We start from the raw sequence: 7,509 nt of genomic DNA on the forward strand, positions 1-7,509 counted from the left end.
GTCCGGCAAGGCCGGACTTGTGATCCGGGACTTCGACTACAAGGGTTGGGACAACCTGTCCACCTTCTGGACCGGGTGGGGCGCCCAGGCCACCAGCCAGCCGGCCCCCGCCGCCAGCACGACCAGCGCCCCCGCTCTGAAACCGCCCGCGCCGGCCGCTCCACTCGATGCGAAGATCATGCTGGCGAAGCTCACCGCCGCGAAGCTCGGCCTCACCCACGGCAGCGTGCAGGACGAGGACACCGACCCCAACAACCTCCTCGGCCGCCCCAACGGCTACACCTCCCGCGCCTGCGCGGACATGCCCGGCGGCGACCCGGACGGCGAAAAGTACGACATCAGCCGCGGCCTGGTTATTGAGGTATGGCCCACCGCAGGCGACGCCGACGGCAGGTCGAAGTACATCCAGGACACGCTGAAAAACATGCGGATACTGGGCACCGAGTACCACTACCGGGCCGACCAGGGACGGGTTCTCGTCAGGGTCTCCGGCAAGGTGAAGCCGTCGCTGGCGAAAAAGGTCGAGGCAGCCCTGGCCGGCCTGTAGCCGGTGCGGTCAGTCGTTGCGCTCGACAAGCATCCGCGCCCGGTAGTCCTCCGTCTGGTCGCCGGCCTCGCCGCTGACCTCCTCGACGTGGCCGATCAGCGCGTCGAGGAGGTCCCGCGACCCGGCGACCGCCCCGTACCCACCCATCTCGACCGGGTGCGGTCCATCGGCCTGCTTCGGGGCCTCCCAGATTCGGTCCATGTGCCGGTAGACCAATGGATCTTCCGAGCCACCTTCGTGTGATTCACGTTCCGCTATAGCGAGCTGCTGTCGACGGACAGCCGCTTGAGCATCCCGGCGGTCGCGACGACCAGCATCCAACTCGAGCGGTTCACCACGCTGGGCCGCTTGATCGCATGCCCGGCAACACAGGTCGCTGTCGAGCCCATTCCCCGACCCGCCCCCTGGCGCAGCCAGCGCCAAACCGAAGCGTCATTCGCCACCAGATCCAAGATCCACCACCCCGATTACCCGTTCGAGGTCGCGTGACGAGGCGCTAGTTATCGAACTCGATGTCATCCTCGTCCAGGAGGGAGGCTTCCGAGGCTACGAGTGCGGCTTGGAGGTCGATCGCGTGCTTGCCGACGAAGCGGACCTGTCGGGGTACGCCAGCGAGCACAACATCGACAGCGATCGCCTCTCGGTGGCCGATCTCCTGCGTGAGCAGGTCGGTGCGCAGGTCCTCGAGTTTCGTCCCGCGAGCGTGCTGGTACTTGGCGGCACACGTCGGGCAGAGCGCGACTCGGTTCTCCTGAAGGTCGCGGCCTGCGTCTCGGACGAACTGAACCGCCTCGAAGTAGTAGTCGCCGGTCCGAATCTGGAACGGCATGGGGAGTAGGCAGATCTGGCAGATCAGCTCGCCGTCGTCATTGGTGTAGTGCCGGCGCAGATAGCTGCGCGCCTCGCTCATGTGGCCGGGAACCTGGATTCGTACCGACCGTACCCGGTCGTCGTAGCGGCGTTGCGGGGCCTTGGCGGCTACCTCGCCTGCGCGCCGGGAACGGCTCTCGGGCGAGAGGCTGGAGCCCCCGGGCAACCGGACCTGAGTCTCCGCGTCGGCGACGAGCGCCGCGAGCTTCTCCGGGTTCTTCTCGGCGAGTTCCGCGAGTGTCCGCAACTGCTCGGGGGCGAAGCCAAGCTTCTTGGCAAATTCGGCGTACTCACGTTCCTGCTGGGCGTCGGCGGCGGCTTTTTTCCCGAAGCCTGCCCGCCGCAGGAGTTCAGAGTTCGCCGGCGAGCCGAGCCCGTCAGCCAGCTCATCGACGGTCATGTCCTCTGGGCGGCGGAAGTTGCCGTCGCGGTCGAGGATCCAAGCGGCCGAACTGAGGTCCTGGGCCAGTCGTGAGTCGATCACTCGGGACGGTTTGGACCTGTTGGATTGGTACACGGCGTCCGCGACGCCCGCGTCCGCCGAGACGACTGTCTTCCACAGGTTGCGTAGAAGTGCTTCGTCCTCTGTCGAGACGATGAGCGCGAGGTGCGGGATCACCCAGTCGCGCGAGATCATATTGCTGTTCTCGTTGCCGTCGTAGCGCCAGCGCGACTTGAACCTGGGGTTGTCCCAGATCCGAACCTGTTCGATCGTCAGACCGGATGTTGCGCCAAGCAACTCCACCATCACGGCGACGTCGAGGGACCGCTGGTCGGCGTAATCGGGGCTGAGCAGGCTGAGTGGGTGGCCCGGGAATCGCTGCGACTGATAGAGCGCGGACAGGCCGGTCAGTACGAACGGATCATCGAGGTAGATGGAGCGAGCGGATGCCCAGTGTGTGGTGCCGTCGCGCCGCATTGCTACGAAGATGGGCTTGTCCGCGTAGATGGTGGCCGAAATGGCACCGCGCTCGATGAGCTTCTTGAGTTCGAGCAGGTCTGCGAGATGCTCGTCGGTCACCGCCGGCAGTCGTTGACCGGGTTGTGAGCCATAGAGCGAGAAGCACGCGTCGAGCTGGGCGGAGGCATCCCACGGCCTGACGTCAAGGCCCTGGTAGAACTGGCGCAGGGCGCGGCCCTCTCGCGAATTGTCCTCGCCGAAGACCACCAGCGAGTCCGGGACCAGCCCGTTCGCGCGTGCGCCGGGCGCTGTCGGGAGGTGGGCCGCGCTGGACCGGACGTGGTGGAAGCCGATGCCCTGGTGCACGCGGACCAGCGGGATGCGCATGAGTTCATGCCGCAGCAGGTGCGACTCCGGCGAGTCCGAACCATCGTGTGACAGGTCGCCGAGTGCCACATAGAACTTGCGCAGCCAGTCGTTGTGCTTGGCTGCGAGCCAGGACGTCCAGCGGTTGAGGCGCGGGTCGGTGGTGGTGTACCAGCGGGCAACTTCGCGGATGGCGCGGGTGAGCAGGTCGCGGTCGAAGTTGGCCGCTGTCAGTGAGTCGAGGAACGCCTTCGCACGCCCCTCAGCCGAGCGCAGCCAGCCGGGGCTGGGCTCCCACTCGTTGCCGGAGTGTGTCAGCGCCCAAAGGAAGTCGGCGTCGTCGACGGAGAGCGCGGAGCGGACCGACGCGTAGTCAGTGCGCCACAGTTCGGTGGCAGGGGCATGGCCGCCGCCGGCCACCGGCGTCAGTTTTTCGGAATCGAATGCTTCGATGATCTGTGTGCGCAGTACGTCGTAACGGTCTGGCAGGTCGTCACGCTTGTTGGGCAGCGTCTCCAGCAGTCCATCGGTGATCAGGTCGGCGTCCCGCATGGCTGGCAGTGCCGCGACGATCAGCTCGCCGATGCCCGCCACGAGTTCGTCGTTGCCGGGATCGTCGCGGACGCTGTCGCGGGCCACGGTCGAGGCGAACTGCGAGTGGATATGGAAGCGCAGGCCCGAGGTCTCCTTGACCGCCGGGAAATAGATGAAGACCTTCCCCTTGTCTGGCTTGACAATGAAGCGTTTCGGCCCCCTCTGCTCGCCGCTCGGGGGCTGGAGCGCGAATGCGGCGGCGGCCGGGTATGGTCGCCCGTCGACCTCGACGTTGCCCGTGACCCGGTACCAGTACGAGGGCGGCTCGCCATCGTGGTCAGTTTCGATCTTGATGATGTGCCCGTCGACGCTGTGTCGCTCGATCAGCCGCTCCTCGCCGGCGGGCAACGAGCAGGAGATCAGCGCGATGTGGTTCAGGAACAGCAGCGTCGTAGCCGAGATGTCACGCAGCGCGGCGGCCACCTCGGCAGCGGCACGGTCGGCGGGCTTGGCCGCGCGGTTGAACGGGAACCAGAACGTCGTGCGGTCGGGCGCCGCCTCGCCGGAGATGCGGGTGGGCACGAACAGGTCGTGGATGGCGAAGGAGTGCTCGCCGGAGTGGATCTCCGGCGCCTCGGTGTAGGCGAATACGGCCTTGAACCCGACGCCGAACTTGCCGATCGTCGTGGTGTCGTCCTTCTTCGTCGACTGCCCGATCCCGGTGATGGAGGCGATGTCGCGCAGGTCGAACAGCCGCCGGCCGTCGTGCTCGACGCGCAGCCCGTGCGGCCGTAGGTCGAAGCTGACCTCGCGGGCGCCGGCGTCCTCGGCGTTTTGCAGCAGCTCGTAGATGAAGTGGGCGTTGTCCGGGTACAGCTCGGACAGCAGGCTGCGCAGGCCGGCCTCGAACCCGTTGCGTCGGGCCGTGTCGACGTAGGAGCGCCGGTCGGCATAGAGCTGCTCGAAGCTCGTCACCTCGGGGATCGTCACGGTTGGGCCACCTCGAGCAGCACCGTCGCGAGTGCTCGGGTCGTCAGGTCGGGTTTGCGGTCGTGCTGCTTGATGAGCCTGTCGAACCGGTCACGCACTGAGTCCAGCTCGCTGTGCCGCATGCGCAGGATTCGCGCGTCGGTGACGTCACGCAGGCCCACTTCGATGGCGCGCATCTGTCTGTCGCGCTGGGCCCGCAGCGAGGCGATGCGCTGCTCGGCCATGGCTCCGGCCCGGGCCACGTGGGTCTCGCGGGCGGCCTGCCACTGGGCGTTGTGGCGCTCGGCGAGCGCGTCGAGATGATCGGGCGTGAGTCCTGAACCGAGATCGGGGTCGCCGTCGACCGCTGCGGCGAGCAGAGCACCAGCGTGGGCCTCCACCTGGGGGTCGGGGCTGACGTATCGCAGGGTCAGGGAGTCGCGCGCGTCCAGCCGCGTCCAGCCGTGGATCGCGACCGGATACACCCCGGGCGGTACAGCAGTGGAGTGGACCTTCAGGGAAGCCCAGGGCACGGCGTCCAGCGCCGCGCCGGTCGCCGCCGTCAGGACCAGCGGATGGGTGGGTGCTATCAGCTCGACATCGTCCTCGTCGGCCGCGATCCCGGGGTCAATGGTCAGGCGCAGCACGGGCTCCTTGCGCCGAAGCAGACGCTCGAGGCGGGCATCTCCGCCGGCCGCGCGCACGTCGTCGCCGACGCGTGCTGCCGCCCCGTCATCCAGCCGCACGGTGACGACCTTGCCGGGCTTGAGCGCGGCGATACGCCGGCCGCCGAGCACATCGCCCAGATAGGTGCGCACCAGGTCGCCCAGCTTCTCGCTGTCGAGCCATTCGCTACTCGCCTCGGCGATGCGCTGCTGGAGTGACTCGGTCGTCAGCCCGAGCAGGTCGGCCTGCGCGTCCTCCAGCCGTTGGGCTTCCTCGATGCGCCGGACCTCGTTGTCGGCTAGCTGCTGCAGCCGCTGTACCCGGTCGGCGTCAGAGAGAGTCAGGTCGTCAGCGATGCGCCGCAGCTGTGTCGTGAGGTCACCGAGGATCCGCTCGCTGCCACCGACCGCGCGGTGGAACACGCCGATGCGCGACAGGCAGCGCCGGTAGATCTCGGCCTCGATGGTGCCCTCGGTGAGGATGTTGACGATCGCCACCGACGGGCTGCGCTGGCCGCGGCGGTCGATGCGGCCGATGCGCTGCTCGATGCGCATCGGGTTCCATGGGATGTCGTAGTTCACTAGGGTGTCGCACCACTGGTAGTCCAGGCCCTCGGTGCCGACCTCCGAGCTGAGCAGCAGGTCGACCGCGTCAGGATTGTCCTTGGGCAGCTTGAACCGTCGGCGCAGCGCATAGCGTTCCGCGTCGGGAACCTCGCCGTGCATGACCGCCACCCGCACGCCCCACTCCTGTGCTGCGCGCCGCAGGTAGGCCAGCGTGTGCCGAAACGTGCTGAACAGCAGGACCTTGTTGTTCGCCTGGGCCTGCTTGTCGACCACGAGTTGCCGCAGCAGGTCGAGCTTGGGATCCGGCTCGCCATCCAGGTCGGCGGCGAGTTCGCCGAGGCTTTCGATCTGCTCGCGCACCTCGCTGAGGATCCGGGGCGGGACAAGCGGGGCATCGTCGCCGACCTCGCCGAACTCGACCGTGTCCAAGCGGTTGTTGAGGACCTGCTCCACCAACGGCGCCAGGCCGCTGATGGAGCTGGCTGCCTGGCGGTAGAGCATGGACAGCAGAAACTCGGTCGGCATGCCGGGCGCCTGCAACTGCGAGATTTTCCGACCCAGCCCGAGCACCGCGTCGTGCACGACCTGCTGCCGCGGTGTGAAAGCGACCATGGGCGCGGCCGGCTTGCGGGTGGTGAACTCGCCGACGTCGCGCCGCCGGGTGCGAGTAACAATGGACGAGAACGTGTTGAGGTCCTCCAGCGCCCGCACCACCCGCACCCGGTTGTCGTTACCCGGCGCGCCGAGCAGGTCACGGATGTCACCGACTCGTGGGTCCACCGCCAAGACCTGCCGCCCCCAGCGGGTCGCCAGTGCGTCGCTCAGGGCCTGCTGCACGCCCTCCTGCCAGTGCTCGTCGCCGCCACGGGCCGCTTCGACCGCCTCGTAGAGGTAGTGGTTGGGTTCCAACATCTGGGCGAAGTCACGTTCGGTTGGTACCAGATCATCGCGCAGCAGGTTCACCAGGGTGAAGAGGTCCCGACTGTCGATCTGCAGCGGTGTCGCGGAGAGCATCACGACCGCCTCGGCCGCCTCGGTCAGCCGCGCCACGTTGCGGTAGGCGTAGGTGGGGCGGTTGCGGATGTGGTGCGCTTCGTCGATGATCACCAGGTCGAATCGTGGCCCCGGCGCCAGGTCGACGAGTCCCGGGCGGCGGATCCCGTCCCGGTCAACACCCTCCAGCAGGTCCCGGTCCAGTAGCGAGTAGGGCAGGATCGCCTTGCTGAAGCGGGCCGGCCACTCGTTTTCGCGGAGCGTTTCCTCTACACAGAACCGCAGCGCGGCACCGTCCAGGTGGACGAAATCCTCGTCGAACCGCTTCAGCTCGCCGCGCCACTTGTCGTCAACGACCAGCCCCTTGGGGCAGATGACCAGCACCGACCGCGCCCGGTGCCGCGCCTGCAACTCCTTGATGATCAGGCACGCCTCGATCGTCTTACCGACGCCCACGTCGTCAGCGACCAGAATGCGCGGCCGCTCAGCCTGGACGATCTTGAGAACCGGGCGGTACTGATACGGCTCATAGTCGATGCGGCCGGCATTGCGCGCGTGCAGGTAGGCGGTGTTCGGGTCCCGCAGCAGCTCGGACGTCAGACCGGCGCGCAGCGCGGCGGCGGAGATCGGCGCGGTCTGCGGCTCATCGGGCACCAGCTCGAGCTGTGACGCGAAGTAGCTGTGCGTACGGTCGCCGTGGAAGACGTCGTAGCCCACCGCCCCGCCGACCGAGCGCGACCCACGGACAACGCCGACGACCTCCGGCCGCGCCACCAACCGGACCAACGAGCCCGGCGGGAACTCCGCATCCACCATCCCGGGCGACCCTCCATCACTCAACCTGATCCGGCATGCTATTGCACCGCGGCAGAAGCCGAATCTTGCCCCCGCCAGGTCGCGCCCCCGGCACGTGCAGCACGAGCGAGTCTCAAACGGACCTGACCGACTCGAACGAAGCCCGACTGCCTGGGCCTGTACGCAATTGTCTAGATGAGACCCGATCTAATACTCCAGCCGGGGATTGTGATCACGGCTCGGTGAGGGCTTGCCGGGCGTAGTGGCTGGTCGTGGCTCGTGCTTGGTGACGGCGTCGGCGT

At 67.5% G+C, this 7,509-nt stretch carries 4 protein-coding genes and 1 pseudogene; 2 read left to right on the forward strand and 3 right to left on the reverse strand.

Going from position 1 to position 7,509, the window contains the following annotated elements; genetic code table 11:
- A pseudogene (locus ACWEVO_RS24065) lies at window positions 1–547 on the forward strand (hypothetical protein); the annotation flags it as partial.
- A 9-nt stretch (window positions 548–556) separates the two neighbouring features.
- On the opposite strand, the gene ACWEVO_RS24070 reads toward ACWEVO_RS24065, so the two are convergent.
- Window positions 557–748, reverse strand: coding sequence for a hypothetical protein (locus ACWEVO_RS24070; protein WP_452309779.1), 192 nt, complete (start codon window positions 746–748; stop codon window positions 557–559).
- Window positions 749–832: 84 nt separating this feature from the next.
- On the opposite strand from ACWEVO_RS24070, the gene ACWEVO_RS24075 reads away from it, so the two are divergent.
- Window positions 833–1,036, forward strand: coding sequence for a hypothetical protein (locus ACWEVO_RS24075; RefSeq protein ID WP_452309780.1), 204 nt, complete (start codon window positions 833–835; stop codon window positions 1,034–1,036).
- A gap of 7 nt (window positions 1,037–1,043) precedes the next feature.
- Here ACWEVO_RS24075 and ACWEVO_RS24080 read toward each other — a convergent pair whose 3' ends face one another.
- Both ACWEVO_RS24080 and ACWEVO_RS24085 read right to left on the reverse strand, forming a co-directional pair.
- Window positions 1,044–4,208, reverse strand: coding sequence for a sacsin N-terminal ATP-binding-like domain-containing protein (locus tag ACWEVO_RS24080; protein WP_452309781.1), 3,165 nt, complete (start codon window positions 4,206–4,208; stop codon window positions 1,044–1,046).
- Window positions 4,205–7,228, reverse strand: a complete 3,024-nt coding sequence (locus ACWEVO_RS24085) for a helicase-related protein (RefSeq protein WP_452309782.1) — start codon at window positions 7,226–7,228, stop codon at window positions 4,205–4,207. Before ACWEVO_RS24085 ends, ACWEVO_RS24080 begins: the two co-directional genes overlap by 4 nt.
- Window positions 7,229–7,509 lie beyond the last annotated feature (281 nt).

The sequence above is a fragment of the Micromonospora sp. NPDC003776 genome, assembly GCF_053605645.1.

What these genes read in the sequence shown, in the direction of transcription:
- ACWEVO_RS24070 (WP_452309779.1), bottom strand. Translation starts at nt 748, where the DNA reads ATGGACCGAATCTGGGAGGCCCCGAAGCAGGCCGATGGACCGCACCCG.
- ACWEVO_RS24085 (WP_452309782.1), bottom strand. Translation starts at nt 7,228, where the DNA reads ATGGTGGATGCGGAGTTCCCGCCGGGCTCGTTGGTCCGGTTGGTGGCG.